Source organism: Nonomuraea sp. NPDC049419 (assembly GCF_040676995.1).
GTDB classification, from domain to species: domain Bacteria; phylum Actinomycetota; class Actinomycetes; order Streptosporangiales; family Streptosporangiaceae; genus Nonomuraea; species Nonomuraea salmonea.
Window position 1 is genome coordinate 235,746 of record NZ_JBFAQB010000010.1, and the last position, 25,311, is coordinate 261,056.

Annotated in this window: 22 protein-coding genes; 12 read left to right on the forward strand and 10 right to left on the reverse strand. The window is 70.5% G+C overall.

Annotation, left to right across the window (positions count from 1 at the left end; translation table 11 throughout):
• Positions 1 to 31 precede the first annotated feature (31 nt).
• The 8 genes from AB0K12_RS28095 (at position 32) to AB0K12_RS28130 (ending at position 6,420) form a co-directional block, all read left to right on the forward strand.
• On the forward strand, positions 32 to 367 hold the full coding sequence (locus AB0K12_RS28095) for a PadR family transcriptional regulator (protein ID WP_364567358.1): 336 nt from the start codon (positions 32 to 34) through the stop codon (positions 365 to 367).
• On the forward strand, positions 364 to 768 hold the full coding sequence (locus AB0K12_RS28100; RefSeq protein WP_364567361.1) for a DUF1048 domain-containing protein: 405 nt from the start codon (positions 364 to 366) through the stop codon (positions 766 to 768). The genes AB0K12_RS28095 and AB0K12_RS28100 overlap by 4 nt, the downstream gene beginning before the upstream one ends.
• A 1-nt stretch (position 769) precedes the next feature.
• The gene (locus AB0K12_RS28105) at positions 770 to 1,546 is read left to right on the forward strand and encodes an ATP-binding cassette domain-containing protein (RefSeq protein WP_364567364.1); all 777 of its coding nucleotides are present in this window, start codon (positions 770 to 772) and stop codon (positions 1,544 to 1,546) included.
• Positions 1,543 to 2,304 (forward strand): ABC transporter permease, encoded by a 762-nt coding sequence (locus AB0K12_RS28110; RefSeq protein WP_364567366.1) that lies wholly within the window; start codon positions 1,543 to 1,545, stop codon positions 2,302 to 2,304. The genes AB0K12_RS28105 and AB0K12_RS28110 overlap by 4 nt, the downstream gene beginning before the upstream one ends.
• Positions 2,305 to 2,458: 154 nt before the next feature.
• The gene (locus AB0K12_RS28115; protein ID WP_364567369.1) at positions 2,459 to 3,397 is read left to right on the forward strand and encodes an ABC transporter substrate-binding protein; all 939 of its coding nucleotides are present in this window, start codon (positions 2,459 to 2,461) and stop codon (positions 3,395 to 3,397) included.
• A gap of 2 nt (positions 3,398 to 3,399) precedes the next feature.
• Positions 3,400 to 4,179 (forward strand): ABC transporter permease subunit, encoded by a 780-nt coding sequence (locus AB0K12_RS28120; RefSeq protein WP_364567371.1) that lies wholly within the window; start codon positions 3,400 to 3,402, stop codon positions 4,177 to 4,179.
• Positions 4,176 to 4,952: an ABC transporter permease gene (locus AB0K12_RS28125; RefSeq protein WP_364383979.1), complete on the forward strand. Its 777-nt coding sequence runs from the start codon at positions 4,176 to 4,178 to the stop codon at positions 4,950 to 4,952. The genes AB0K12_RS28120 and AB0K12_RS28125 overlap by 4 nt, the downstream gene beginning before the upstream one ends.
• A 16-nt stretch (positions 4,953 to 4,968) precedes the next feature.
• A complete protein-coding gene (locus AB0K12_RS28130) occupies positions 4,969 to 6,420 on the forward strand; it encodes a dihydroorotase family protein (RefSeq protein WP_364567375.1) in 1,452 nt (483 codons plus the stop codon).
• A 9-nt stretch (positions 6,421 to 6,429) separates the two neighbouring features.
• Here AB0K12_RS28130 and AB0K12_RS28135 read toward each other — a convergent pair whose 3' ends face one another.
• The 5 genes from AB0K12_RS28135 to AB0K12_RS28155 all read right to left on the reverse strand — a co-directional run bounded on the left by AB0K12_RS28135 (position 6,430) and on the right by AB0K12_RS28155 (position 12,817).
• Entirely contained in the window at positions 6,430 to 7,176 is a 747-nt protein-coding gene (locus AB0K12_RS28135; RefSeq protein WP_364567378.1) for a class I SAM-dependent methyltransferase, read from the reverse strand.
• 361 nt (positions 7,177 to 7,537) lie between these two features.
• Positions 7,538 to 9,658, reverse strand: a complete 2,121-nt coding sequence (locus AB0K12_RS28140) for an alpha-galactosidase (protein WP_364567381.1) — start codon at positions 9,656 to 9,658, stop codon at positions 7,538 to 7,540.
• 35 nt (positions 9,659 to 9,693) lie between these two features.
• Positions 9,694 to 10,593 (reverse strand): carbohydrate ABC transporter permease, encoded by a 900-nt coding sequence (locus tag AB0K12_RS28145; protein WP_364567383.1) that lies wholly within the window; start codon positions 10,591 to 10,593, stop codon positions 9,694 to 9,696.
• Positions 10,590 to 11,504, reverse strand: coding sequence for a sugar ABC transporter permease (locus AB0K12_RS28150; RefSeq protein WP_364567385.1), 915 nt, complete (start codon positions 11,502 to 11,504; stop codon positions 10,590 to 10,592). The genes AB0K12_RS28145 and AB0K12_RS28150 overlap by 4 nt, the downstream gene beginning before the upstream one ends.
• Positions 11,501 to 12,817, reverse strand: coding sequence for a sugar ABC transporter substrate-binding protein (locus AB0K12_RS28155; protein ID WP_364567387.1), 1,317 nt, complete (start codon positions 12,815 to 12,817; stop codon positions 11,501 to 11,503). The genes AB0K12_RS28150 and AB0K12_RS28155 overlap by 4 nt, the downstream gene beginning before the upstream one ends.
• 195 nt (positions 12,818 to 13,012) lie before the next feature.
• On the opposite strand from AB0K12_RS28155, the gene AB0K12_RS28160 reads away from it, so the two are divergent.
• The 3 genes from AB0K12_RS28160 (at position 13,013) to AB0K12_RS28170 (ending at position 17,046) form a co-directional block, all read left to right on the forward strand.
• Positions 13,013 to 14,155 (forward strand): ROK family transcriptional regulator, encoded by a 1,143-nt coding sequence (locus tag AB0K12_RS28160; RefSeq protein WP_364567390.1) that lies wholly within the window; start codon positions 13,013 to 13,015, stop codon positions 14,153 to 14,155.
• Positions 14,156 to 14,239: 84 nt separating this feature from the next.
• Complete coding sequence (gene manD, locus AB0K12_RS28165; protein ID WP_364567393.1) at positions 14,240 to 15,448, forward strand: D-mannonate dehydratase ManD; 1,209 nt, start codon at positions 14,240 to 14,242, stop codon at positions 15,446 to 15,448.
• Between the two features lie 62 nt (positions 15,449 to 15,510).
• Positions 15,511 to 17,046 (forward strand): glycoside hydrolase family 31 protein, encoded by a 1,536-nt coding sequence (locus AB0K12_RS28170; protein WP_364567396.1) that lies wholly within the window; start codon positions 15,511 to 15,513, stop codon positions 17,044 to 17,046.
• A gap of 141 nt (positions 17,047 to 17,187) precedes the next feature.
• Here the strand turns inward: AB0K12_RS28170 and AB0K12_RS28175 are convergent, their stop codons facing one another.
• The 5 genes from AB0K12_RS28175 to AB0K12_RS28195 all read right to left on the reverse strand — a co-directional run bounded on the left by AB0K12_RS28175 (position 17,188) and on the right by AB0K12_RS28195 (position 24,381).
• Positions 17,188 to 17,997: an FHA domain-containing protein gene (locus AB0K12_RS28175; RefSeq protein ID WP_364567399.1), complete on the reverse strand. Its 810-nt coding sequence runs from the start codon at positions 17,995 to 17,997 to the stop codon at positions 17,188 to 17,190.
• Between the two features lie 151 nt (positions 17,998 to 18,148).
• On the reverse strand, positions 18,149 to 19,309 hold the full coding sequence (locus AB0K12_RS28180; protein WP_364567402.1) for a hypothetical protein: 1,161 nt from the start codon (positions 19,307 to 19,309) through the stop codon (positions 18,149 to 18,151).
• A complete protein-coding gene (locus AB0K12_RS28185) occupies positions 19,306 to 21,861 on the reverse strand; it encodes an ATP-binding protein (protein ID WP_364567520.1) in 2,556 nt (851 codons plus the stop codon). Before AB0K12_RS28185 ends, AB0K12_RS28180 begins: the two co-directional genes overlap by 4 nt.
• A 239-nt stretch (positions 21,862 to 22,100) precedes the next feature.
• Positions 22,101 to 23,417: an LLM class flavin-dependent oxidoreductase gene (locus AB0K12_RS28190; protein WP_364567523.1), complete on the reverse strand. Its 1,317-nt coding sequence runs from the start codon at positions 23,415 to 23,417 to the stop codon at positions 22,101 to 22,103.
• A 244-nt stretch (positions 23,418 to 23,661) separates the two neighbouring features.
• Positions 23,662 to 24,381 carry a leucine-rich repeat domain-containing protein gene (locus AB0K12_RS28195; protein WP_364567405.1) on the reverse strand — a complete coding sequence of 240 codons (720 nt, stop codon included), beginning with the start codon at positions 24,379 to 24,381 and terminating at the stop codon, positions 23,662 to 23,664.
• A gap of 81 nt (positions 24,382 to 24,462) precedes the next feature.
• Between AB0K12_RS28195 and AB0K12_RS28200 the strand changes: the two genes are divergently transcribed.
• Positions 24,463 to 25,293: an alpha/beta fold hydrolase gene (locus AB0K12_RS28200; RefSeq protein WP_364567408.1), complete on the forward strand. Its 831-nt coding sequence runs from the start codon at positions 24,463 to 24,465 to the stop codon at positions 25,291 to 25,293.
• Positions 25,294 to 25,311: the final 18 nt, after the last annotated feature.

A 25,311-nucleotide genomic window follows, 5' to 3' on the forward strand; every position in this document is an offset into this window, starting at 1 on the left:
CCTAACACTGCTAAGTAGCTGAAGGAGGTCCATGAGCAGGCAGGCGACGGAGATGCTGAAAGGCACGCTCGAGGGCATCGTGCTCGCGATCCTGTCCGGCCGTTCCGCGTACGGCTACGAGATCACCGCGTGGCTGCGCGAGCAGGGCTTCTCCGACATCGCCGAGGGCACCGTCTACGCGCTGCTGGTCAGGATCGAGCAGCGCGACCTCGTGGACGTGGAGAAGGTGCCGTCGGAGAAGGGCCCGCCACGCAAGGTCTACTCCCTCAACGCGCGGGGACGCGACCACCTGGACGAGTTCTGGAGGACCTGGAGCTTCCTCGCCGAACGTCTCGAACAGCTCCGCGAAGGAGGCCACCCATCATGACCACGCAAGGCGAGCCCAGCAAGGGCCTGCGACGGTACGTGGAAGTGCTCACCGGCCCGCTCGAGCACAAGAAGCGCTACCGCGACTACAAGGCGCGCGTCGAACGGCTGCCCGCGAGCCACCGCACGGCCGTCGAGGCGCTGCAGCGCTACATGATCTACTTCGGACCCGGCACCGGCGAGAGCCTGCTGGCGATGCTGGAGGACCTCGCCGACCTCTTCGAGCAGAGCGCGGCGAGCGGGACGTCGGTGCGCGAGATCGTCGGGGACGACCCCGTCGAGTTCGCCGAGACGTTCCTGCGCAACTACCCCGAGGGCCAGTGGCTGGGCCGCGAGCGCACCCGGCTGACCACCTCCATCGACCGCGTCGCGGACGACAGGCCCGACGCAGAAGGGACCTGACATGACAGCTCACCAGGGGCCGGCCATCAGCGTGCGCGGCCTGAAGAAGGCGTACAAGGAGCTGCACGTGCTGCGCGGCGTGGACTTCGAGGTGGCGCGCGGCAGCATCTTCGCCCTCCTCGGCTCGAACGGCGCCGGCAAGACCACGATCGTGCGGATCCTGGCCACGCTGCTCAAGCCCGACGCCGGCGGCGCCGCCGTCAACGGCTTCGACGTCGTCACCCGGGCCGCCGACGTGCGCGCCTCGATCAGCCTCACCGGCCAGTTCGCCGCCGTGGACGAGATACTCACCGGGCGGGAGAACCTCGTGATGGTCGCCAGGCTGCGCCACCTCGACGGGCCAGAGGCCATCGCCGACGACCTGCTCGACCGGTTCTCGCTCACCGAGGCGGGCGGCCGCCGGGTGGGCACCTACTCCGGCGGCATGCGCCGGCGGCTCGACATCGCGATGAGCCTGATCGGCGATCCGCCGGTCATCTTCCTCGACGAGCCCACCACCGGGCTCGACCCGCAGGCCCGCATCGAGGTGTGGCGGGCGGTCAAGGAGCTGGCCGGCCGCGGCACGACGGTGCTGCTCACCACGCAGTATCTGGACGAGGCCGAGCAGCTCGCCGACCGCATCGCCATCCTGCACGAGGGCCGGATCCTCGTGAACGACACCCTCGACGGGCTCAAGCGGCTGCTCCCGCCCGCCGAGGTCGAGTACGTCGAGAAGCAGCCGACCCTCGAAGACGTCTTCCTCACCCTCGTCGGCGCCGACTCCAAGGACGCGAGATGACCCGCCACTTCCTCTCCGACACCACCGTCATGCTGGGCCGCTCGCTGCGGCACATCTCCCGCAGCCCCGACACCGTCATCACCACGACGATCATGCCGATCGCGATGATGCTGCTGTTCGTGTACGTCTTCGGCGGCGCGATCGACACTGGCCAGGTCGCCTACGTCGACTACTTGCTGCCCGGCATCCTGCTCATCACGGTCGCCTCCGGCATCGCCTACACCGCGTTCCGGCTCTTCCTCGACATGCAGAGCGGCATCTTCGAACGTTTCCAGTCGATGCCGGTGGCCCGCTCGTCGGTGTTGTGGGCGCACGTGCTGACCTCGCTGGTCGCGAACCTCATCTCGCTCGCGCTGGTCGTGGTCGTCGCCCTCCTGATGGGCTTCCGCTCGCCGGCCGGGGTGCTCGCCTGGCTCGCCGTGGCCGGGCTGCTCGTGCTGTTCACGCTCGCGCTGACCTGGCTCGCGGTCATCCCCGGGCTCACCGCCAAGAGCGCCGACGGGGCCAGCGCGTTCTCCTACCCGCTCCTCTTCCTGCCGTTCGTCAGCTCGGCCTTCGTGCCCACCGCCACGATGCCGGGCCCGCTGCGCGCCTTCGCCGAGCACCAGCCGGTGACGGCCATCGTCAACGCCATCCGCGGCCTGTTCGCCGGGCACCCGGCCGCCGCCGACGTCTGGACCGCCGTCGCCTGGTGCGCCGGCCTGCTCGTCGTCGTCTACGTCCTCGCCATGGCCACCTACCGCCGCAAGGTCACCTGACCCGGCGGCCCCCGATGGAACATGATCGTTACACCGGGGGTCGCCGATCGTGCCTACTCTTGGCTCAGCGTCACCACGAGCTCGGTCACTTTCCCTTGCCTCAAGGAGTCAGGCCATGAGACCAGGTGGTACGGCATTACATGTGTTGGCATGCGTGGCCTTGGCACTCGCCCTGACCGCGTGCGGCGGCGGCTCGGGCGACGAGGGCGACCCGCCGCAGAAGAAGACCAGCCTGCTGGTCGGGCAATATCCGGGCGCGGACTCCGCGCCGCTGTTCATCGCCATGGAGCGCGGCTTCTTCAAGGAAGAGGGCCTCGACGTCAAGCAGGAGCCCATCCAGGCGCCGCAGGCGGTGCTCCCGAAACTGTCCAACGGCCAGATGGACGTCGTCCTCGGTAGCTACGCCACCATCCTGACCATCCAGGAGCAGGGCACCGAGAAGTTCGTCTACATCGCCGACTCCTACCAGGGCGCGCCCGGCGCGTTCGGCGTCATGGTGGCCAAGGACTCCCCCATCAAGCAGGTCGCCGACCTCAAGGGCAAGAAGATCGGGGTCAACGTGATCGGCGGGCTCGGCACGCTCACCATGAGCCCGCATCTGAAGCAGGCCGGCCTCGCCCCTGAGGACGTCCAGTACGTGGTGATCCCGACGACGGAGTGGCTGTCCGCGCTCGACAAGGGCAGCGTGGACGCGGTCTGGATGACCGACCCGTACCTCAGCCAGGCCGAACGGCAGCTGGGCGCGACCATGCTGCTCGACACCATGTCGGGCCCGACCGCCAACCTGCCGATCACCGGCTGGGCCGCCACCGGGAAGTGGGCCAAGGACAACCCCGAGACGCTGGCCGCCTTCCAGCGCGCCATGGCCAAGGCCCAGCAGATCGCGGCCACGGACAAGGGCGCGGTGACGGCGATCCTGCCGACGTACACGAAGATCCCGGCCGAGACGGCCGCGACGATCAACCTGGGCGCCTACCCGACCACGCTGGACGCGCGCAACATCCAGCGGGTGGCGGACCTGATGCTGGAGGCGGGGCTGCTCAAGCAGAAGATGGACGTCAGCTCCATGATCTACGCGGCGCCCAAGGGATGACGGTGGCGCCTGCCGCGGGCCGCGGTGCCCGCGCCAGGTACGCCCGCAACGTGGCGGGCGTGGCGGCCTTCCTGCTCGCCTGGCAGGCGCTCGGCATGTCCGGCCTGGTGAGCTGGCTGCCGCCGGCCGCAGGCACGCTGGGCAGGACGGCGGAGCTGGCCGCCGACCCCGAGTTCCTCGCCGGGCTCGGCGGCACGCTCACCGCGGCGGCGCTCGGGTTGCCGCTCGCGGTGCTGATCGCCGTCCCCGTCGGGCTGCTGCTGGGGACGGTGCCGGCGCTGGAGGAGATGACGCGGGTGTTCGTGGAGTTCCTGCGGCCCATCCCGTCGGTGGCGCTGATCCCGCTGGCGCTGTTCTTCATCCAGCCGGAGCTGAACGCCGAGATCGCGCTGGTGGCGTTCGCCGCGTCCTGGCCGATCCTCATCAACACCCTGTACGGCGTGCGCGACGCCGACCCGCTGGCCAAGGACACGCTGCGGTCGTTCGGGTTCGGCCGCGGCGCGGTGGTGGTGTGGGTGCTGCTGCCCAGCGCGGCCCCGTTCGTGGCCACCGGGGTCAGGCTGGCCGCCTCGGTCGCGCTCATCCTGGCCATCAGCGTGGAGTACGTCGTGGGCGGCTCGACCGGCATCGGCGGCTTCCTCATCCAGGCGAGCACCGGCATCGGCATGGACGCGCTGATCGACGTCATCGCGGTGCTGATCTGGTCGGGCGCGATCGGTCTTGCCGCCAACGCGCTGCTGGCCAGGGCCGAGCGGCGGCTGTTCAGGTGGCGGCAGGCATGATCGTCACCCTGGTCAAGCGGCTCTGGCTGGTGCCCGTCGTACTGGCCGGATGGCAGGCGCTGGCGGCCTGGCTGGCCACGCCGTACCTGCCCGGTCCCGTGCTGGTGGTGTCGCGGGCGTACGAGATGTGGTTCTCGGGTCCTTACGTGCTCACCGACGAGGCGGCCGGCCACTTCCTGCCCAGCCTGGTCAGGGTGATCGGGTCGTGGGCCATCGCGGTGGCGGCCGGGGTCGGGCTGGGGGTGGCGATCGGCAGGATCGCCTGGCTGGCCGACTGCCTGGAGCCGCTCATCGCGTTCGGGCGGGCGGTGCCGCCGCCGGTGATGCTGCCCGTCTTCCTGGTGTTGTTCCCGATCGGCCCGCAGGTGCAGGTCGCCACCATCGTCTTCGGCATCGTCTGGCCGATCCTGCTCAACGCCATCGACGGCGCCCGCCACGTGGACCCGCTCAAGATCGACACGGCGGTGGTCTTCGGCCTGCCCGCCCACCTGCGGCTGTGGCGGGTCATCCTGCCGGCGGCGGCGCCGCAGATCTTCGCGGGGCTGCGGCTGAGCGTCTCGCTGGCGCTCATCCTCATGGTCATCTCCGAGCTGAAGGCCAGCACGGAAGGCATCGGCTACCTGCTCAACCTGGCCTCGGGCAACGCCGACATGCCCGCCATCTGGGCGGCCGTGCTGCTGCTCGGCGTGCTCGGCTTCGCGTTCAACTCCCTGTTCCTGACGGTGGAGCGCAAGGTGCTGGCCTGGCACCACGACGCCCGCCGTCCCGCCTGAGGAGGGCTCCCCCGCCATGACCGACCTGCTGCTGAAGAACGTCAGGATCGTCACGCCGGACCGGGACGACCCGGTCGAAGCCGACATCGCGCTGGCGGACGGCCGCATCGAGCGGGTGGGGCTCGGGCTGTCCGGCGCCGCCGAGGTGATCGACGGGGGCGGCCGGCTGGCCTTTCCCGGCGTCGTGGACGCCCACCAGCACTGGGGCATCTATAACCCGCTGCCGGCCGACGCCGCGTCGGAGAGCAGGGCGAGCGCGCAGGGCGGGGTGACGACCGCGCTGACGTACATGCGGACCGGGCAGTACTACCTCAACAGGGGCGGCCCGTACGCGGAGTTCTTCCCCGAGGTGCTGGCTCAGGCCGAGGGCAGGGCGTACGTCGACTACGGCTTCCACCTCGCGCCGATGTCGGGCGCGCACATCGCCGAGCTGCCCGAGCTGGTCGAGCGGTTCGGGGTGCCGTCGTTCAAGATCTTCATGTTCTACGGCGGGCACGGGCTGCACGGCCGCTCCGACGACCAGCGCTCGTTCCTCATGCTCCCTGAAGGCGAGCGCTACGACTACGCCCACTTCGAGTTCGTGATGCGCGGTGTGGAGGCGCTCCGGCGGGCGCGGCCCGACCTGGCCGGGGAGATCTCGCTGTCGCTGCACTGCGAGACGGCCGAGATCATGACCGCCTACACCCGGCTGGTGGAGAAGGCGGGCGAGCTGCGCGGGCTGGCCGCCTACAGCGCCTCCCGGCCGCCGCACTCCGAGGGGCTCGCGGTGTTCGTGGCCGCGTACCTGGCGCACGAGACCGGCCTGGCCACCGTGAACCTGCTGCACCTGTCGTCCGACAAGGCCATGGACGCCGCCGTGCGGATGGCCGCCACGTTCCCCGAGATCGACTTCCGGCGCGAGGTGACGATCGGGCACCTGCTGGCCGACGTCTCCACCGCCGCCGGGATCGGCGGCAAGGTGAACCCGCCGATCAGGCCGCGCGCCGACGTCGAGGCGCTGTGGGGGCACGTGCTCGGCGGCACCGTGGACTGGGTGGTCAGCGACCACGCGTGCTGCAGAGACGAGGCGAAATTCGGGGAACCGCGCGACGACGTGTTCCTGGCCAAGGCGGGGTTCGGCGGCGCCGAGTACCTGCTGCCCGGCCTGATCAGCGAGGGCCGCCGCCGTGGCCTGCCCTACGGCAGGATCGCCGCGCTCACCTCGTGGAACCCGGCCAGGCGGTTCGGGCTGCGCGGCAAGGGCACGCTCGCGCCCGGCTACGACGCGGACCTGTGCCTGGTGGATCCCGAGCACGCCTGGACGGTGCGGGCGCAGGAGTCGGAGTCTGCGCAGGAGTACACGCCGTTCGAGGGGTTCCCCATGACGGCCAAGGTCACCGACACCTTCGTCCGGGGGCACCGGGTGCTGGAGTCGGGCAAGATCGTCGGCCCGCCGGTGGGCCGCTACCTGCGGCGGCCCGGCCGCTGAGAAGGAAGGTCAGGCGATGAGCAGGCGCAGGCCGAGGTCGGCCGCGTCGAGGCCGAGGAGGTCGCGGTTGCGCTCGGCCCAGCGGCCCGAGCCGAGGTCGGCGCGCAGGTCGTGCACGGCCCGCCGCTCGGCGTCCGGCCCGACCTTGGTCCAGACGGACATGCCGCGGCGCACCCGCTCGTCCAGGTACGCCTCGGGCCGCCGCCAGAACGCCTCGAAAAAGCCGTCGGCGCAGTCCCACGGGACGGGCACCGGCTCCACCCTGGCGCCGATGGCCTCGACCAGCTCGGGCAGCGAGGGGCGGCCGGTCAGCAGATCGGCCACCTCGGGCAGGTAGTCGCGGGTGAGCCAGAACCGGTCGAGCCACCCGGCGCGGCTGGTGTCGTGGGTGAACACCACCACGCGCCGCGCCACCCTGCGCAGCTCGCGCAGCCCGGCGATGAGGTCGGGCCAGTGGTGCAGGGACGACACCGACATCGCGGCGTCGAAGGCGCCGTCGTCGAAGGGCAGGTGCTCGGCGGTGCCGATGAGGCACGGGGCCGCGCCGGGGGCACGCTGCGCGCGCATGAGCGCCGACGGCTCGACCGCGAGGACGTGGCGGCCGGCCGGTTCGTAGGAGCCGGTGCCCGCGCCGACGTTCAGCACGGTCCTGGCGTCGCCGAGCGCCGCCTCGATCTGGGCCGCGATGCACGGCTCCGTGCGCCGGGTGACGGTGTAGCCGGCTCCGATGGTGTCGTACAGCTGCGCTTGGGACATGTCCCCATCCCAGCATCCCGGGAGGCGAACGGGAAGGAGGAAGCGGGAAGGAGGAAGCGCGGGCGCCGCTGCGAAGCGCCCGCGCTTTTCCGGCGCGACGGCCACGGCCAGGGCGAGTCCGGCACCGCCTGGCCGGTCGACGGCAGGTCGCCGGGGAAGAGGCCGGCGCGGCCGGCCGTGGAGGGGGTGGGGGCGGCCAGCCGCGCCTTGAGAGAGAGCACAGGAGGTGGCGTCGCCCTCAGGGGGTGGGGGGACGCCGTCAGCGTGGGGTCGTCGAGGTGTCCTTTCCCGAGGTCCTGGATGGCGTGCGCCAGCCTAGGAACCGCCGCCACATCGGCACCACAATTCCGCTACACGGCCGTCAGGCGGTCGTCGTCACGGCTTCGACGTGCAGCAGCGCCGACTGCTCGGGGAACAGGGGCGGTGCGGCGACGCCCGCGGCGGCCAGGGCGGAGCCGGGCAGCTCCAGCTCGCCGGACACCCACGCGGGCGCGGCGCCCCTGGAGGCGACCGGAGTGAGCGGGCGGACGCGGTAGACGGTCTCCGGGTCGAGCCCGGGCAGCCGGACGGGGCCGGGCGGCCAGGTGGCAGGGCGGCCGAGCACGGCGATCTCGTAGACGGCCTCAGAGGCGTCGGGCGCGACGACGCCGTGGGCGCGCACGCTCTCGGGCGTGTCGTCCACGCGGACCATCGTGCCGGTGTGCAGCAGCTCGCGGTGGCGCTTGTGCAGGGCGACCCAGCCGGCCAGGTCGTCGAGCTCGGCGTCGGCCAGGGAGGTGAGGTCCCATTCGATGCCGTAGTGGCCGAAGAACGCGGTGGCGGCGCGGAAGCCCAGCTCGTGGCGGCGGCCGGTGGTGTGGGAGCGCTCGGCGCCGATGTGGCTGCCGATCAGCTCGGGCGGCAGGAGCTGGGCGGTCCAGCGCAGGATGTCCTGCCGCTCGACGGGGTCGATGCAGTCGCTGGCCCAGACGCGGTCGGTGTGCTGCAGGATGCCGAGGTCCACGCGGGCGCCGCCGGACGAGCACGCCTCGATCTCCAGCCGGGGATGAGCGGCGCGCAGCTCGTCGAGCAGCCGGTAGACGGCCTCGGTCTGGGCGTGCGCGGCGGGCCGGCCGCCGTGGGCGGTGGAGCCGGGGTCCACGAGGTCGCGGTTGTGGTCCCACTTGAGGAAGTCGAGGTCGTACTCGCCGACGATGGCGAGCAGCCGCTCCTTGACGTACGCGTACGCGGCCTCGTCGGTGAGGTCGAGCACCTGCTGGCGGCGGGCCGGCGGAGGCAACCGGTCGCCGGCCTTCATGATCCACTCCGGGTGCGCGCGGGCCAGCTCGGAGTCGGGGTTGACCATCTCGGGCTCGACCCACAGGCCGAACTCCATGCCGAGCTTCCTGACCCGCTCGGCCAGCGGGTGCAGCCCGCCGGGCCAGACCGCGGGGTCCACGTACCAGTCGCCGAGCCCCGCGCCGTCGTGACGGCGGCCGAGGAACCAGCCGTCGTCCAGCACGAACCGCTCGACGCCGACGCGCGCGGCCCGGTCGGCGAGGTCGAGCAGCCGGTCGAGGTCGTGGTCGAAGTAGACGGCCTCCCACGTGTTGAGCACCACGGGGCGGGGGCGCACGGGGTGGGCGGGGCGGGCGCGCAGGTGCTCGTGGAAGCGGTGGGCCGCCTCGTCCAGGCCGCGCCCGTAGGTGGCGTACACCCACGGCGTGCGGTACGTCTCCCCCGCCGCCAGCACGACCTCGCCGGGCAGCAGCAGCTCGCCGCCGCCGAGCATGGTGCGGCTGGTGGCGGTGCGCTCGGCGTAGTGGCGGTGGTTGCCGCTGTGCCCGACGTGCACGCCCCACGCCTCGCCCCGCCGGAACCCGAGCCCGGCGGTGGCCGCGAACAGCACGGTCGCGGCGTCGGCGCCGGTGCGCCCGCGCCGGTTCTCCCGCAGGTGGGTGCCCACGGTGAGCGGGCGGCGCTGCGGCACGCGTTCCTTGGACCACCGGCCCGCCTGGTCGAGCAGCTCGACGGCGTTGCCGTGGACGGGGAAGACGAGGTTGAGCGCGTCGAGCGTGTAGGGCAGGTCGTGCCCGTTGCGCAGCTCGGCGCGGGCGCGCAGCAGCCCTGACGGGTCCAGCTCGACGCTGACGGTGAGGCCGAGCCTGGCGTACGGGTCCGTGGCGGCGGCGACGACGCGCTGCCCGTGCTGCTCGCACGTCACGTCGGTGAAGGCGGGCGACCAGCCGCCGCCCCCGTCGTGGTGGCCGGACAGGCCGGGCATCCCCATCCATCCGGTACGCGCCTCCGGCACGATCGCGGTGCGGATCGGCACCTCGACGGTCTGGTCGGAGCGTGGCCGCAGCTCGGCGGCCAGGTGCTCCAGGGCGCCCGCGCCGAGCGGCCCCAGGTCGGGCCCCCAGTGCAGGATCGCCGGCAGCGCGTCGGGCGGGCATTCGAGCACCACCGACACGCCGGCGGCTCGGAGATGGTGGAGATGCATGCGGTTGCTTTCCGTTCCTGGATGGTGTGGCGCCGTCAGCCCTTGAGCCCGCCGCTGAGCAGGTCGAGCCGCCAGAAGCGCTGCAGGAAGAGCAGCAGCGCGATGAGCGGGATGACGGAGACGGCGGCGCCGACGATGGCGATGCCGTACAGGGCGGGCTCGGACGAGCCCTGGGCGAGCAGGGTGTAGAGGCCGACGGTGATCGGGAACTTCGACTCGTCGGAGAGCATGATGTACGGCAGCAGGAAGTTGTTCCACGTGCTGACGAAGTGCAGCATGAAGATCGTCACCATGCCGGGCAGCATCATGGGCAGCCCGATCGTGCCGAGGATGCGATATTCACTGGCCCCGTCGATCCTGGCGGCCTCCAGGGTCGCGTCCGGCACCGACGCGATGGCGTAGACGCGGGCCAGGTAGATGCTGAACGGCGAGATGAGGCCGGGCAGCAGCACCGACCAATAGCTGCCGACCAGCCCGGTCTGCGCCATGAGCAGATACTGCGGGATGGCCAGCGTCATGCCGGGCACCAGCACGCCGCCGAGGATGGCGTAGAAGAGCACGTTCCGGCCGCGGAAGTCGTACTTGGCCATGCCGTAGCCGGCGAGCGCGGAGATGAGCGTCGAGGCGGCCGAGCCGGCCCCGGCGTACAGGGCGCTGTTGCCCGCCCAGGTGACGAAGCGGCCGTCGCCGTAGGTGAACAGCTCGCGCAGGTTGTCCAGCAGGCCCGTGCCGGGGGCGAAGGTGAAGGTGGAGAACAGCTCACCGCTGGACTTCGTGGCTGCCACGACCACCCAGGCGACCGGCACCAGGCAGTAGAACGCGCCGACGAGCAGCACGATCGTGGGCAGGATCTTCGCGCGCTGGTGCGGCAGCGGCCCGCCCGCCGCCTTCGCCGCGCGCCGGTTCCCTGACGCGCGGGTGGCGACGGCGCTCACGACATGCCTCCGAAGGCGCGCTTCTGGGTGACCTTCAGCAGCACGACGGAGACGGCGAGCGTGCCGACGGCCAGGATGACCGAGGCGGCCGAGGCGAGCGGCAGGTCGTCGCGGACGAAGGCGCTGGTGTAGATGTGCATGAGCGGCACCCAGCCCTGCGAGATCTCGGTGGTCATCGGTTTGAGCGTGGTCGGCTCGCCGTACACCTGGAGGGTGCCGATGAGCGAGAACAGGCCGGTGAGCACGAGCGCGGGCGCCACCAGCGGGATCTTCACGTGCCAGGCGATGCGCCACTCCGACGCGCCGTCGATGCGGGCGGCGTCGGACAGCTCGGCGGGGATGCCGCGCAGCGACGTGAAGATGATGATCATGTTGAAGCCGACGCCGCCCCAGATGGCGATGTTGGCCAGCGAGGGGAAGATGCCGCCCGCGCCGAGGAACGGGATCTCGCCCAGCCCGAGCCGCTCGGTCAGGTAGCTGAACGGGCTGGTCGAGGGCAGGTACATGAAGCCCCACAGCAGCGACGCGGTCACGCCGGGGATCGCGTACGGCAGGAAGATCGCCGTACGCGAGAAGCGGCGGGCCCGCGAGCCCGCGTGGTCGAGCAGCAGCGCGAACAGCAGTGCCAGCCCCAGCGTCAGCGGCACGCTGATCAGCCCGTAGAGCGCGAGCCGCCCGAACCCGGACCAGAACTCCGGGTCGGTCAGCGTGGTGCCGTAGTTCTCGAGGCCGACGAAGACCTCCTGGCGGGTGCCGAAGATGCCGCCGCCGGTCAGCCGCAGCCCGCGCAGGCTGAGGTAGAGCGCGTAGCCGATGGGGATCGCCAGGAACGCCACGAACAGCAGCACGGCGGGCGCGACGAACACGTACGGCGCCCGCGTGCTCCTCCTGGCCCTTACCGGGGCGCTCACGGGCCGGCGACCTTGAAGCCCGTGGACTTCATGTCGTCCACCACCACCTGCTGGGTCTTCTTCAACGCGTCCACCAGCGGCGTCCTGTCACGGACCGCGGCCGCCACGGCGTCCTGGAAGGCGCTCTCCGCGGTCTTGACGTTCGGCCCCCAGCTGATGTGCGGGATCGTGCGCTGGGCGGCCTTGGTGGCGACCTCCCAGTAGTCCTTCTGCCCGGCTACCAGCGCGGGCGGGTCGCTCTGCGCGGTCGCCTGCTGGCCCGCGATGGCCGCGGGGTACTCGCCGGCGGTGATCTGGATGTCGTACGCGGTCTTGTCGGTGTTCATCCAGGCGGCGAACGTGGCTGCGGCCTGCTGGTGCTTGGAGTTCTTGCTGACGGCGATGGCGCTGCCGCCCTGGAAGGCCACCCGGTCGTCGCCCTCGGTCCACTGCGGCAGCGGCGCGATCGCCCAGTCGCCCGCCTGCTTCTCCGCGATGCCGTACAGCACGCCGGGGGCCCACAGGGCGCTCGGCCAGCTCAGGATGTTGCCCTTGTTGAGCTGGTTGTTCCACTCGGGGGTGAGCAGCGGCTGGGCCTTGACGAGGTCCTTGTCGATGAGGTCCTGCCAGAAGGCGGCGACCTGGGTGGAGGGGCCGTCGGCGATGCCGACCGTCCAGGTGTCGCCGTCGATCTTCCACCACGATGAGCCGGCCTGCTGGGCGAGGCCGGCGAAGTTGCCGAACTCGGCGGGGGCGAAGGTGGCGAGGTAGGCGTCCTTGTCCTTCTTGCGTACCTCGGCGGCGACGGTGGCGAAGTCCTTCCAGGTCTTCGGCGGCTCGATCTTCAGCTCGTCGAAGCGCTTCTTGTTGTAGACCATGACCATCGGGCCGATGTCCTGCGGCACGCCGTAGACGGCGCCGTCGAAGCTGGTCAGCGACCACACCTCGGGTGTGAAGGCGTCCTTGATGCCGCCGGTGTGCGCGGAGATGTCGGCCAGCGCCCCGGCCACGATCATGGCGGGCAGCGTCTGATACTCCAGGCAGGCGGCGTCGGGCGCGTTGCCGGCCCGGCTGGCCGTGAGGAGTTTGGTGGCCGTGTCCATGCCGCCGCCGGCGTCGGTGTGCCGCACCTGGATGTCCGGGTGGGCCTTGTTGAAGGCCGCGACCTTCTCCTTCTTCCCGGCGCCCCAGCACCAGAACTGCAGCGTGACCGGCCCCGTCTCGGCCGCCTGCGTGGCGGTGCCGCCGCTCTCTCCGGTGCCGGACGAGCAGGCGGCCAGCAGGACGGCCAGGCCGAGTGCGGCCACCGAACGGGAGACCCCTCTGATACGCATCCGCGTCTCCTTCCAGGCCAAGCGTCGACTTGGCTTTGCAGAAAAGCCAACCTAGAGAACAAGTGAGGCGCATGTCACTACCTCTGCACAAAATCACCGGGACACGCGTGAGCACGAAAGGATGTTAGCTTTGCTGCAAAAGCAAAACAGAGGGAGGCTGGCGTGATGGCCGTCCGGCCCCGAAGATGGGGCGGCATGTGGGACACGTTGCCCGACGCCGCGCGCTCCATCGTCAAGGAGCTGATCATCCACGGCCCGCAGTCCAGGACCGCGCTGGCCAAGACCCTGCACCTGTCCACCGGCAGCCTGACCAGGCTCACCAAGCCGCTGGTCGACGCCGGTCTCCTCGTCGAGCGCGAGGTGGTGCACGACCCGGTGAACGGGCGGCCGACCCGCCCGCTCGACGTCGCCGCCGCCGAGCACCGCTTCCTCGGGCTCAAGCTCACCGCCGACCGCGTGCACGCGGTGGTCACCGACCTGCGCGCCGAGGTGCTCGCCGCCCGCGACGAGCCGATCGCCGACCACGACCCCGGCGCCGTGTGCCGGCAGGCCAGGCGGCTGCTCGACGAGCTGTCCGACGGGGCGGGCGCGCTCGTCGGCGCCGGCGTGACGCTCGGCGGCAACGCCCGCGCCGCCACCCACCTCGGCGGCGAGCAACTGGTGGACGCGCCCTTCCTGGGCTGGCGGCAGGTGGAGCTGCGACCGCTCATGGAGCGGGCGCTGGGCGTGCCGTGCGTGGTGACGAACGACGTGGCGGCGCTGGCCCACCAGCACCACTGGTTCGGCCCAGGCCGGGGGCTGCGCGACTTCGCGCTGGTGACGATCGGCGCGGGCATCGGGTACGCGCTCATCACCCACGACCACCTGATGCCGGCGGCGGAGGCGGACCTCGGCATGTTCGGCCACCTGGTGCTCGACCCCGGAGGGCCGCCCTGCCCCGGGGGGCATCGCGGGTGCGCGGCGGCGTACCTGTCGAGCCGGTCGATCGAGATGGCCGCGGCGCTGGCGCTGCGGCGGGAGGCCGGCTACGACGAGGTCATGCGGCTGGCCGCCGAGGGCGACCGTGCGTGCCGCGCGCTCGTCCGCGAGTCAGGCCGCGCACTCGGCAGGCTCATCGGCATCGTCGCGACGATCTCCCTGGTCAAGACCGTGATCCTGGCGGGCGAGGGCGTCGAGCTGGCCCGCGTCGCCAAGGATGACCTCGACGCGGCGCTCACCGAGCACCGGCGCGGCCTGCCCGGCTCGGTCGAGGTGGTGATCGAGTCGGACGACTTCCGCGAGTGGGCGCGCGGCGGCGCGGTCGTCGCCATCCAGAGCTTCATCACCGGCAGCGACTGACGGGGGTCCCGCACGGCCGGTTCCGGGCCCCCGTTACCGTCTTGGAACAACCCCTTGACCGGGTGCGCGCCAGAAGGAGTCCGCTTGAAGATCACCGACGTCGAAGTCCTCGTCACCAGCCCGGGACGCAACTTCGTGACGATCCGCATCCGCACCGACGAAGGCGTGTACGGCATCGGCGACGCCACGCTGAACGGCCGCGAGCTGGCCGTCGCCTCCTACCTGCGCGACCACGTCGCCCCCTGCCTGATCGGCCGCAACCCGTTCCAGATCGAGGACATCTGGCAGTACCTCTACCGGGGCGCCTACTGGCGGCGCGGCCCCGTCACGATGACCGCGATCGGCGCGGTGGACATGGCGCTGTGGGACATCAAGGGCAAGGCGCTCAACGTGCCGGTCTACGAGCTGCTCGGCGGCGCGAGCCGCAACGGCGTCATGGTGTACGGTCACGCCAACGGCCAGAGCGTCGGCGAGGCGGTGGAGGCCGTCGGGCGCTACCTCGACATGGGTTACAAGGCCGTGCGCGTGCAGGCCGGGGTGCCGGGGCTCAAGGGCACGTACGGGGTGGGCAGGGGCGAGCTGTTCTACGAGCCCGCCGGCGAGGGGCTGCCCGCCGAGGACGCGTGGAGCACGGAGAAGTACCTGGCGACCGTGCCGGAGCTGTTCGCCAGGGTGCGCGAGGAGTACGGCAGGGACGTCCACCTGCTGCACGACGCCCACCACCGGCTGACCCCGATCGAGGCCGGCCGGCTGGGGCGGGAGCTGGAGCCGTACGCGCTGTTCTGGCTGGAGGACGCGGTGCCGGCCGAGCAGCAGGAGGCGTTCAGGATCGTCCGGCAGCACACCACGACGCCGCTGGCCGTCGGGGAGATCTTCAGCACCATCCACGACGCGACCCTGCTGCTGCGCGAGAACCTCATCGACTACCTGCGCATGACCGTCGTGCACGGCGGCGGCATCACCCACCTGCGCACGGCGGCGGCCTACGCGGCCGTCCACCACGTGCGCACCGGCTGCCACGGCGCCACCGACCTGTCGCCCGTCACCATGGCCGCCGCGCTGCACTTCGACCTGTCGATCCCGAACTTCGGCATCCAGGAGTACATGCGGCACACGGCCGAGACCGACGAGGTGTTCCCGCACGCCTACACCTTCGCCGACGGCTACCTGCATCCCGGCGACGCGCCAGGGCTGGGCGTGGACTACCGGGACGACGTGGCGGAGCGGTTCCCGTACCGGCGGGCGTACCTGCCGGTGAGCCGGCTGGAGGACGGCACGATGTTCAACTGGTAGCTCCCGCTGATCCGTTTCCGGCCGCCCACCCCTCCGAGAGGTCCTCGATGACGCTGCACCCCTTGACATCCGAAGTGCTGGAGCTGGCCGTCGAGGCGGGTGAGCGGTGGTGGGGCGGTTCCGTGGACGAAGGGCTGGCGATGCCGTTCGGCGCGCGGCCGTTCGCCCGCGACCTCGCCGCGCCCAGGGAGCCTCTCGGGCCGTCCAACCAGGGCGCCCCCGTGCTGCTGTCCACGCGGGGTCGGGTGGTGTGGTCGGAGCGGCCGTTCACGTTCGCCTTCGAGGACGATGTTCTGCGGCTGTCGGGGCGCGGCATCGAGGTCGGCAGGGCGGGCGGCACGCTGCGCGAGGCGTTCCTGTCGGCCTCGCGGCGCTTCTTCCCGCCGTCCGGGCGGGCCCCCGCCCGCGCGCTGTTCTCCGGTCCGCAGTACAACACGTGGATCGAGCACCCGTACACGCCGACCCAGGACGGCGTGCTGCGCTTCGCCCGCGACCTGCTGGAGGGCGGGATGCCGCCCGGCGTCGTGCTGATCGACGACCTGTGGGCGGAGGACTACGGCACCTGGCGCTTCGACCGGGCCCGCTTCCCCGACCCCGCCGCCATGGTCGCCGAGCTGCACGCGCTGGGCTGCTCGGTGATGGTGTGGGTGGTGCCGTTCGTCAGCCCCGACTCCGCCGTCTTCCGCGAGCTCGAAGGGCGGGGGCTGCTGCTGCGCGACGCTGCCGGCGAGACCGCGATCCGGCGGTGGTGGAACGGGTTCAGCGCCACCCTCGACCTCACCCACCCCGGTGCCGTCGCGTGGATCACCGGCCGGCTCGACGCGCTCATCGAGGAGACCGGGATCGACGGCTTCAAGTTCGACGCCGGTGACGTGCGCGACTACCGGGCCGGCGACCGCACGGCCGAGCCCGCCGAGCCGGTCGACCTGTGCGAGGCGTGGGCGCGGGTGGGGCTGCGGTATCCGTACAACGAGTTCCGTGCGTGCTGGCGGATGGGCGGGCAGCCGCTCGTCCAGCGGCTGCAGGACAAGCCGCCGCTGTGGGGGCCCTCCGGCATCGGGTCGCTGATCCCCGAGATGCTCGCGCAGGGCATGATCGGGCATCCGTTCGTCTGTCCCGACATGATCGGCGGTGGTGAGATCGGGTCGGTGTCCGCGCAGGGGGCGACCGATCAGGAGTTCTTCGTCCGCTACGCCCAGATCGCCGCGCTCAGCCCCATCATGCAGTTCTCTGTGCTGCCCACCCGCGTGCTCGACCCGGTGCACCTGGCCGCCGTCCGCGACACGCTCGCCGTCCGCGCCTCGCTGCTCCCCCGCATCCTCGGCCTGGTGGACCACGCCGCCGCCACGGGCGAGCCGATCGTGCGGCCGATGGCGTACCACGCGGCCGGCCTCGACGACGTCACCGACCAGTTCTTCCTCGGCCCCGACCTCATCGTGGCGCCGGTGATCGCGCAAGGCGCCACCGAACGGACGGTCGTCCTCCCGGAGGGCCGCTGGCGCGCCGACGACGGCACGGTGCTCGAAGGCCCCGCCCAGGTCACGGTCGCCTGCGACCTCACCCGCCTGCCCCGCTTCGAGCGGCTGCCCGCCGGGTGAGCGCACGGGTGCACCTCCCTCCCGCGCCCGGCCGGCCCGTCCCCGGCGATCCGCGCGTCCTCAGGCACCAGGCCCCTCCACCACCGCGCCCGCGATCTCCCGCTCCTGGCCCGCGCGCGACCACCCGGCAACCCCGGAGGTCTACGGGTGCGAGTCCTCGGGGTCGTCGAGCAGGCGGAGGTCGGCGGGGCCGATCGTGGCGCTGGTCAGGAGCGCGGTGATGAGGTTGTGGTTGAGCGCGTTGCCGAGCGGCGGCGGGATCTCCTCCTCCAGCAGGCCGGGCACCTTGGCGCTGAGCCGCTTACGGGTCTGGGTGACGACGTGGGCGGCGCGCTTGGCGGTCCACTGCTCGTCGGGGCGCAGGCGGCTCAGCTCGTCGGCGACCTGTGACCAGGTGAGCGGCTGCGGCCACGGCTCGGGACGCAGGTAGCGCTGGCCCAGGCAGACCAGGACCAGCCGCTCGACGTCGCTGAGCGCCCAGCCGTTCGGCTCGCGGGTGTCGGCCTCCTCGCGGCTGCGCGTCTTCCGCGCCGCGGGGGCCGTGACGACCCGTACTTCGAGCAGGTGCTCCTGCTCCGGCGCGACGATGAACAGCGGCGTGTACGCGGCCGTCAGCGGCGCCCGGTGCCCGGTGAGCACCAGCCGGCCACCGGGCAGGCGGATCGGCAGGGTGCCGAGGTTGCGCAGGACCCAGTGCCCGTCCTCGCGGGTGATGGAGCCGTGGCGGCGGCTGACGTACGGGTCGTCGGGGCCGACGCAGACGTGCACGTCCAGCTCGCTGCGCCCGAACACCACCTCGAACCCGGCGTCGGGCGCCACCCTGATCCCGCCGCCGCTGCCCCTGACGTAGAGGGTGCCCGGCACGTCGGGCGGCAGCCCGGCCACGTCGTCGGCCGGCGACTTGGGCAGGAGGTGCACCTTGCTGCGGGACCGGTGTTCTGTGCGTGCCATGTCGCGATCCTCGCCACCTCCCCCACCGTGAGTCAATGGCGAACGTCGATGTCAGAGGATGATGTTCCGCCGTCTTCTGCGCTTCCCGGCTGCCACCAGGTCCTCGGAATGAGACACCACGTGGGTCAGCATCGCTTCTTGCAGAGCTTCTCTATAGCGCGCAGTTATCGGCGATCTCCTGGATTCGACCACGCAACATTGCGACCCCTTCTCGCCGAAAGGAACAATCAAAGGCATTGTCGAGCCGGTCCGCGACGAGCTGCAAGTCGTCACACGCCTGCTGTGCAGTCCTGACGCGCGAATTGATTTCGGCAGGAAGCCTGGCGGAAGCACGCGGAACCAGTTCTTGAGATTTGCGATAATAGCAGTCGTCGACCGGCGCCATCCCCACCGCGTAACGAAGCCCGGCGAGCCGGATCCGGGCCTTGCTGCAATGCCACAGGTAAGCTTGATACGGCACGCGAAGATAACCCTTCGGGAAACTCGCATGGCGCATGTTCGCGGGATGCCGTGGATCAAGCGGATCCCCATATGATCCGCTGACCAGCAAGGCCGAAATGCCCGGCTCCATCAGGCCCGCCCTGGCTTCACGCTGTCTGGAGCGTTCGCCCTCCTCGGCCTGGAGCAGAGCAGCGACAGCGCCGGACCCGTCATTCTCCCACAAGGCCACACATAGCCGGATCGCGCTTCTGGCCGTCTGTGCGTACTTGGGCCAGTGATCGGATTGAATCAAGGCCAGCCAACGCTTGGCCGCCGCAACGTCCCCGAGGTTCAGTGCGCGGGTTGCGGCCGATGAAGCGATCCAGGACGGGTCGATGCCCTCTCCTGGCTGACGTGCCCAGGCGACCTCCGCCCACTCAAGGGATTCCGCCCATCTTCCCTGATATGTCAGCAGTCGTGACCGATGATAAGGGATATCGCGATTCCGGTCGGCCGGCCATCCCAATTCCGCACCCAAGGCGTCCAGATTGTCGATCAACTTGTCGATCCGACGATAATCCGGTTCTTCTGTGTCATAGAGATGAAACTCAACACGTTGGTGGCTCGCACTGTAGATCGCCCATCGACTAGCATCAGCGGGCACCTCGGCCAGCAACTCGGTGAGAAGCGTCAGCCCGCGCAGTCTATCGCCAGCGACGCCATGGGCTTCAGCCGCGCGGATTCCTAGATCGAAGGCCCTGCCAGCCAGGCCCATATCCAGAGCAACACCCCGCGCACGCTCGAAAAGGAAAGCCGCGGATCTACTTTGTTCTGCGTTACGCGCCGCCATCGCCTGCGCTTCAAGCTCTCGGAGCTGTGATTCCGCGTTCATAGCTTGTGCTGCGTTCGGTTGAGAATCGCATCGGCGAAATCTTCGTCTCCTTTGCCGAGGATGGCAGCGACATCCTCGCGCGTCGCCCGCGCCCAGTCCTCGGCGGTAGGAAATCTCGTGGCCAGGCGCTCGATGACACTCTGCTGGAGATTGATCGGGATGATCGAGCGCAGTTTGGCCGGCGATACATAGCTGTCCCAACCGGCGCCGTCGATCAGTTCGCGGATCTGCGTGTTCTTGCGCAGTTCCTGGTTCAGGTGCCCGTCGAGGTCCGCGGCATCCAACGTGTAGTCGATATACAGCAGGGACCGCAGGTCCGCCGGCAGGTCCGGGCTCTGGCTCTGCTCCCGGAGCAGAGCGAATGGGCGCCGGTGCCGCTCAGCGAAAGCCGCTCCCAGCTCAAACATGACATTCGGGTTGGCGTGGGTGATCTCAGCCAGAAAGCCGTGCGCCTGGCTCATCAGCGACTCGACGTTTTCCAGCAGCCGATGGTCCGCGTGCTGATCGCTGGCCACGATGAGCTGCGCCTTCCAACGTTCCTCGACCACCCGTCGGCACGCGGAGATGAGAGGAGTGTAGCGGTCGGCGAACGGGGTGATCATGAAGAAGATCCGGTGCCGAGCTCGCTGCGTGGGACGTCGCCGTTCCTCCTCCCGTCGCATCCGTTCCTGTGATGCGAGCAGTTCTTCTCTGACCTCCAGTAGTTCCAGTCCCTTTGCGATCAGGTCCTGGAACTGGTGGTGGAAGATGGCCGCGTCCTGCTTGGTGATCAGCTCCTGGTTGGCCAGGATCGCGTTGTTGTAGACGCCGAGCATCAGTTCGCGCACGTCGGGGCTGTTCAAGTCATGCCGCGCGAGCCGGCGGATGAGCGAATTGTCCGCGTTGATCGTCAACCGGCGAGACTGGTGAGCGGTCATCCGGGTCAGCTCTTCGGCCATCTCGCGCAGGTCGTCGGAGACGTTCGGGTCGAGGCGCACCTCTTCGGCCTTCTGCTGGGCGCGGGTGACCGCGTCGGACCGGAGGACTGCGGCGATGTCGACGGGCTTGAAGCGCTTGGCCTCCACGCGGATGCCTGCGCCCGCAGGGGTGCGCAGCACCAGCGACATCGTCTCCGCCAGCCCGAGGACCTGCTGGTTCTCCTCCGCGTCTGGCGGGCTGAAGAAGCCTGGGTCGTCCTCCCGGTCGACGTGGACCAGCTCAAGCCGCACGTCCGGCAGACGAGTGTAGGCCTCAAGCAGTTCGGACTCGAAGGGGTAGCTGGCGTCGACCACGACCCTGCCCGCGGCGTTCGCGACATCGAAATACTGACTGGCGGTGCTCGCCGTGGTGAAACAGGCCAGCCGCACCGGCTCGCCCTCGTCACGGGGGATGTCGGCGATGATCTCGGGAAGGGTGCGGAGCACCTCCGCCGGTTTCGGGAGCCCGGTGTCAGCTCGTCCGGGGACCCGATCATTGGTGCGCCAGAGGAGCAGATGGGCGAACTTCTCGAAGAAGGCGTCGTAGTAGTAGCACGCCGCGAGGAAACCTAACCGGTGGTAGCGGATGATGTCAGTGAAACGTTCCGGATCGCTTTGGCGCAAGCCTTCGAGGTGACGGATGATGACGTCGCCCAGTGCTGCGCTCAGGCGGCCGGCCGCCTCGTCGCGAATGAAGTTGTCGCGGGCGGCGGTGGGGGTCAGGTCCGGCGTATTGATCACCCCGTTGACGAACCGGGCCCAGGTCGGAAGCACGTCTGCGGCGTTCTCACAGAGGAACATACGGTTCTGGAAGACTCGCACCGTCCGGGGCTGGTCGATGTTCACCAACCTGGTCCGGCTGATGTAGAGGACGCCCTCGACCCGCACCGGTTCATTGAGCCGCACCGGGATGGCCTCCAGCACCGAGTCGCTCATGGTCTTCGTCAGGTACGCGTGCAGGTCGAACCTCAGTTCCCCCTCGGTGATCCCGGCCTTCTCCCACGGCATGTGCATGGTGTTCTCGGGTTCGCTGCCGCCATTGAGGTGGATCGGCACGGTGAGCATGTCCGCGTACTTCCTGATGAGGTTCCGCACCTCCGACTCCTGGATGAGGCCCCGATCCTCCTCACCCTGTAGCGACACGATCACCGTCGTGCCGGGAGCCGACACCTCACAGGGAGTGAGGCGGTACTCCTTGCTGCCGTCGTTCTCCCAGAGCCAGCCCTGTTCCTCGTTGAGCTTGCGGGTGCGCACCTGCACCCGCCGCGCGACCACGAAGGCCGACAGAAAACCGATGCCGAACTGACCGATCAGTCCTTCGGTGTTCTCCTGCTGAAGGCGAGTGAAGCTCTTGCCGATGCTCGAGAGGTAGTGGATGAGGTCCTCGTCGTTCATCCCTATCCCGTTGTCACGTACGGTGATCTCCAGGTCCTGCGGGCGGGTCTCGATGTCGATCCGCCCGAAGCCGGCGTCATTCCGGGCACGCCGCCTGATCCCGTCATGGGCGTTCTGAATGAGCTCCCGGATGAAGACCTTCTTCTCGCTGTAGAGGTGGTTGGCGACGAGACGGAGGAGACCCTCCCAGTCGAAATTCATCTCCGGCACAGGCTGCCCCTTAGCCCTAATGACCGGCATGCCCCGAATCCCGCCGTGCCTTGGTGGACGAAAGCCCTCGTAGGCGTTCTGGCCGATGCATTCCCCTTGCCAGAACGGAAAAACCGTCCTCTGCCCAACGGGCACGAAAGCGCAGCCCTCAGGTGCGCCGGCGGCTGGACGCGGCCACCGGCACCCTGTTCGTCGGGCTGGGCGTCGGGCTCGCCGCCCAGCGGTGACCGTCAGACCGCGGCCGGCTCGCGGCGGGCGGCGTAGCGGGAGCGCGGGCGGGGCAGGCCGTAGTGGGCGCGCAGGGTGTGGCTGCCGTACTCGTGCCGGAAGAGCCCGCGCGCCCGCAGCTCGGGCACCACGTGGTCCACGAACAACTCCAGGCCGCTCGGCAGCAGCGGCGGCATGATGGTGAAGCCGTCCGCCGCGCCGTTGAAGAACCACTCCTGGAGCTGGTCGGCGATCTGCTCGGGCGTGCCGGCGACGACACGGTGGCCGCGCCCGCCCGCCAGCCGCGACAGCAGCTGCCTGACCGTGAGGCCGTCGCGCCTGGCCAGCTCGACGACGAGCCTGCGGCGGCTCTGCGCCCCCTCGGTCTCGACCGGCACGTCGGGCAGCGGGCCGTCCAGGTGCTCATCGGTCAGCTCGACGCCGGTCATGTACGACAGCTGGGCCAGCCCGTACGCGGGGATGATGAGCTCCTCCAGCTCCTCCTCCAGTGCGTACGCCTCCTCCTCCGTCGAGCCGATGATCGGCGAGATGCCGGGCAGGACGAGCAGGTCCTCGTGCCGCCGCCCGTACGCGGCCAGGCGCCGCTTGAGATCGGCGTAGAACTCCTGCCCGTCCTGGAGGGTCTGCTGGGCGGTGAAGGCGGCCTCGGCGTGCCGGGCGGCGAACTCCTTGCCGTCCTCCGAGGAGCCGGCCTGGACGAGCAGCGGGCGGCCCTGCGGGGTGCGCGAGGTGTTCAGCGGGCCTTTGACGGAGAAGTGCTCGCCGGTGTGGTCGATCGGGTGGATCTTGGCCAGGTCGGCGTACTCGCCGGCGGCCCGGTCGGCCACGATGGCGTCGTCCTCCCAGCTGTCCCACAGCTTGGTGACCACGTCGAGGAACTCGGTGGCTCGCGCGTAGCGGGTGGCGTGCGCGGGGCGTTCGACGCCGAAGTTGGCGGCCTCGGCCTCGCCGGCCGAGGTGACGATGTTCCAGCCGGCCCGGCCGCCGCTGATGTGGTCGAGCGAGGCGAACGTGCGGGCCACGTGGAAGGGCTCGTTGTAGGTGGTCGAGACGGTGGCGATGAGCCCGATGCGCTCGGTGACGGTGGCCAGGGCCGTCAGCAGGGTCAGCGGTTCGAGGCCGCCGAGCGCGTTGTGGCGTACCTTGCCCGCCAGCGCGAGCCCGTCGGCGAGGAACACCGAGTCGAGCGTGCCGCGCTCGGCGATCCTCGCCAGCTCCTGGTAGTGGCGGACGTCGGTGAGCCTGGCGGGTGCGCTGCGCGGGTGGCGCCAGGCCGCCTCGTGGTGGCCGACGCCCATGAGGAAGGCGTTGAGGTGCATTTCTCGCGTCACGTTGGTTCCTCCAGATGGGAGCCGGGGGGAAGGGCGGTGCCGGCCCCGCGCCCACCCCCGAAGCGGGCACGGGGCGAGGTGGATCCGTGAATCAGCGACACTGCGCGCTGGTGACGTGGCCGTGGTCCACGTGCGGGCGCCGGGTCAGGAGGAGGCCCTGGCTCATGGTCTCGAAGATACGATCACCCTCCGGTGAAGTCAATATTTCCTACTTGCTTTGCATGAATTTGCGTCAGATCAGGACGACGCAGCCGGCCTGCTCCAGCTCCGCCAGCAGGGACGGGTCGGGGTCGCAGGGGTTCCAGCGCAGGTCGAGCTTCTCCAGAGCGGGCATGCGGGTCACCCAGCCGGGCAACCCGGTGAGGCGGTTGCTCCTGAGGTCCACCTGGCGCAGCAGCGGCAGGCCGGCGAGCGGCTCCGGCAGCTCGGCGAGCCGGTTGTCGCGCAGATCGAGGTGGCGCAGCTCGCGCAGGCCCGCCATCTCGGGCGGCAGGCGCTCGATCGCGTTGCCGCGCAGCCACAGCTCGCGCAGCCGGGACAGCCCTCCGAGGCCGGCGGGCAGCGTGGTCAGCCGGTTGTGCTGGGCGCGCAGCTCGATCAGCGAGGCCATGCCGCCGAGCGACTCCGGCAAGGCGGTCAGCTCGTTCTCGCCGACGTTGAGGTAGCGCAGCCCTTGCAGCCCGCCGAGCGTGCCGGGCAGCTCGCGCAGGCGGTTGTCGTGCAGGTAGAGGCAGCCGCTCAGGGCGGTCAGCCCACCCAGCTCGTCCGGCACGGTGGTCAGCTCGTTGTGACCGAGGTCGAGGGTGACCAGCCGGTGGAGTCGGCCGATCTCGGGCGGGAGGGCTTTGAGCCCGGTCTCGGCGAGGATCAGCACCTCCAGGTCCGTACGCTCCCAGACCTCGCCGGGCACCTCTCCCAGCGGCCGGCGCCATAGATTCAGCGTGTTCACCATGCGGTCCTTTCCCTCTATACGGGGGCTGGGTATGGCAAGCTGCTACCGGCCACACCGAATTGCCTTTTTGGGAGCGTAACGATGACCGACCCCCTCGCCGACGACCCGCCGCTCGACCCCGGCTTCCCGGCCACCACCCCGGCGCTGACCTTCGAGAGCGCCGGCACGGACCTGCTGGGCGTCCTGCACGTGCCCGGCGGGCCAGGGCCGCATCCCGTCGTGGTGCTGCTGCACGGCTTTCCCGGCAACGAGCGCAACTTCGACCTCGCGCAGGCGCTGCGCCGGGCGGGGTACGCGGCTCTGGTGTTCCACTACCGCGGCTCGTGGGGCGTCGGCGGGTCCTGGTCGTGGGCCCACGTGCTGGAGGACGCGGCGACCGTGGTGTCCAGGCTGCGCGAGCCTGATCTCGCGGCCGCCCATCGCCTGGATCCCGGGCGGATCGCGGTCGTGGGGCACAGCCTGGGCGGTTTCGCCGCGCTGATGACCGCGGCGGCGGACCCGTCCATCGCCGCCGTCGCCTCGATCGCCGGGTTCGACTTCGGCACGGTCGCCGCCCTCATCCGCGACGATCCGGCCCACCGCGCGGTCTACACGGAGGCGTTCGCCGACTCGCTCGGCCCGCTCCAGGGCACCAGCGGTGAGGCCCTGGTTGCGGAGATGGAGGCGGCCGGGGACGCGTGGCGCCTGGCCGGGCTCGCGCCGCTGCTCGCCGACCGCCCGGTGCTGCTCATCGGCACCGGCCGCGACGACGTCACCCCGTCCGAGGTGCACCACGACCCGCTCGTGGCGGCGTACCAGGCCCATCCCGTCAAGCGCCTGCACCACGAGGTCCTGCCCACCGACCACGCCCTGTCGGACCACCGCGTCACCCTGGCCCGCACGGTCCTCGGCTTCCTGGCCCGCTACCTCTGACGGGTGCAGGACAGGTCG